2 protein-coding genes, 1 tRNA gene and 1 riboswitch are annotated in these 2,241 nt (G+C 66.9%); all 3 genes read left to right on the top strand.

Annotated elements, in window-relative coordinates; genetic code table 11:
- Positions 1 to 60 precede the first annotated feature (60 nt).
- A riboswitch (SAM riboswitch) is annotated at positions 61 to 141 on the bottom strand.
- Positions 142 to 270: 129 nt separating this feature from the next.
- Positions 271 to 1,380 carry a 2'-deoxycytidine 5'-triphosphate deaminase gene (locus tag ACE3S9_RS18760; RefSeq protein WP_374547993.1) on the top strand — a complete coding sequence of 370 codons (1,110 nt, stop codon included), beginning with the start codon at positions 271 to 273 and terminating at the stop codon, positions 1,378 to 1,380.
- Positions 1,381 to 1,415: 35 nt separating this feature from the next.
- Positions 1,416 to 1,490, top strand: a tRNA-Gly gene (locus ACE3S9_RS18755).
- A gap of 132 nt (positions 1,491 to 1,622) precedes the next feature.
- Positions 1,623 to 2,241: CDP-diacylglycerol diphosphatase (locus ACE3S9_RS18750; RefSeq protein ID WP_374547992.1), on the top strand; the 619-nt coding region annotated here is incomplete at its 3' end.

Raw genomic sequence — 2,241 nt, 5'->3', positions numbered from 1 at the left:
AAAAACTCCTCACGGCGCTTTGCTCCCGTGCTCGGGGAGCAAAGGCGGCCGGCTGCTCGATTTTGGGCAGTCCCGGCCTGTTTAGCGCATTGGTTTAACGTGGCGGCAAGCCGGCCGGCTCAAATGACCACTCTTCGCTTGTAGCGCCGCCCGCGCGCGGGGTCAACGCGGCAACTTCGCCTTTGCCGCGAAAGAAAGATGGATTAGGCTCGCGCGCTCCGCGCCGGGTTTCGACCACGACGCGGTTTCAGTTCGGGGTTGGGGGAATCGTTGTCCGCGCCGGCGACCAAAACAGAAGAACAAGGCATATTCGCCGATCATCAGATCGCCGCCCTGGCCCAGGCCGGCGCGATCCGTCCCGCCGCGCCGCTGGCGCCGGACCAGATCCAGCCCGCCAGCCTCGATCTGCGCCTCGGCCGCCGCGCCTGGCGGATGCGCGCGAGCTTCCTGCCGGGCGCGCGCAGCGTCGGCGAGGCCATCGCCCGCCACGCCTTGCATGAGATCGATCTTGCGGCCGGCGCGGTGCTGGAAACCAATTGCGTCTATGTCGCCGAACTGATGGAAAGCCTGACGCTGCCGCCCGATGTCGCGGCTTCGGCCAATCCGAAAAGCTCGACCGGCCGCATCGACGTGTTCACCCGCGTCATCGCCGACCGCGCGCGCGCCTTCGACACCATCGAGGCCGGCTACGACGGACCTCTGTTCGCGGAAATCTCGCCGCGCACTTTTCCCATTCTCGCGCGCAGCGGTTCGCGGCTGTCGCAGATCCGGTTCCGGCGCGGCAATGCGCGGCTCGACGACGAGGGCCACGCGGCGCTGCACGCGCGCTCAAGGCTGGTCTCGGCCGACAATCCGTCCTTCGCCGGCGGCGTCGCCGTCTCGATCGATCTGTCGGGCTTTGGCGACGGGCTGATCGGCTATCGCGCCAAGCGCCATACCGGGTTGATCGACGTCGACAAGAAGGGCGCCTGCGCCATCGAGGATTATTGGGAGCCGGTCTTCGCCAGCGGCGGCGGCGAACTGGTGCTCGATCCCGGCGAATTCTACATTCTCGCCTCCAAGGAAGAAGTGCTCGCTCCGGCGGATCACGCCGCCGAAATGACGCCGTTCGATCCTTTGGTCGGCGAGTTCCGCGTCCATTACGCGGGCTTCTTCGATCCGGGCTTCGGCGCGGCGGAAGCGGGCGGAGGCGGGGCGCGCGCGGTGCTGGAAGTGCGCTCGCATGACGTGCCCTTCATTCTGGAGGACGGCCAGCCGGTGGGCCGGCTGGTCTATGAGCGCATGGCGGAAATGCCGCGCGCGCTTTACGGCGCCGGCATGGGCTCCAATTATCAGGCGCAAGGCCTGAAACTGTCGAAACATTTTCGCAGCGCCGGTTGAAGGCGGGCGGCGATCCGGCTAAGAAAGTCAGGCGCGCGGGCGTAGTTCAGTGGCAGAACGACAGCTTCCCAAGCTGTATGTCGTGAGTTCGATTCTCATCGCCCGCTCCAGATTTCCCGATACATTGATCCGCTACGAGCAGCGCCGATCGTAGGACTGGGCGATGCGACCGCCGCCCAATTGCGGTTGGCTGGCAAAATGACTACATCTCGCGTTGTGAACGCTCTCTCCCCGGCGCGCCTTTGACCCGCGCGCCCGCCTCTCTTGTCGGTTCGCTGGCTTTGGCCTGCGCGATCCTCGGCTCCAGCCAGCCGGCCGCGTCCTTCGAAGGCGCGTTCCTCGGCCGCGACGGGCTTTGGCGCATCGTGCACAATGTCTGCGCCCCGCTCAGCCGCGTCACCGGCGTCGCCTTGCCCTGCCTCGCGGTGGACCACGACAAGGGCGTGGCCACTTTGCGCGCGCCGGATGACGCCACCCATATCATCGTCACTCCGCTGGATCGGGTCGCCGGCGTCGAAAGTCCGAGCCTGCTGCGGCCGAACGCGCCGAACTATTGGGCCGACGCCTGGGGCCAGCGCGCCTGGGTCGCGCAGGCCGCCGGGCGGCCGCTCGCCTGGAACGACCTCGGCATGGCGATCAATTCACGCCCGGGCCGCAGCCAGGACCAGCTCCATATCCATGTCGATTGCGTGAAACCGGAAATCAGGACCGCGCTCGCCCGCGCCGTCCAGGATCAGAAAGGCTGGTTCGAGATCGACCTGCGGCCCTGGGCCGCGCGCTACCGCGCCAAACGCCTGAAGGTCGAGGATCTCGACCAGAACATCTTCCGCATGGTGGCGACGGAAATTCCGAGCGCCCGGT

It is taken from the genome of Rhodoblastus sp. (assembly GCF_041915505.1).
Taxonomy (GTDB): Bacteria; Pseudomonadota; Alphaproteobacteria; order Rhizobiales; family Beijerinckiaceae; genus Rhodoblastus.
Note: the sequence above shows the minus strand (reverse complement) of the source record. Positions and strands in the feature narration are given on the sequence as shown.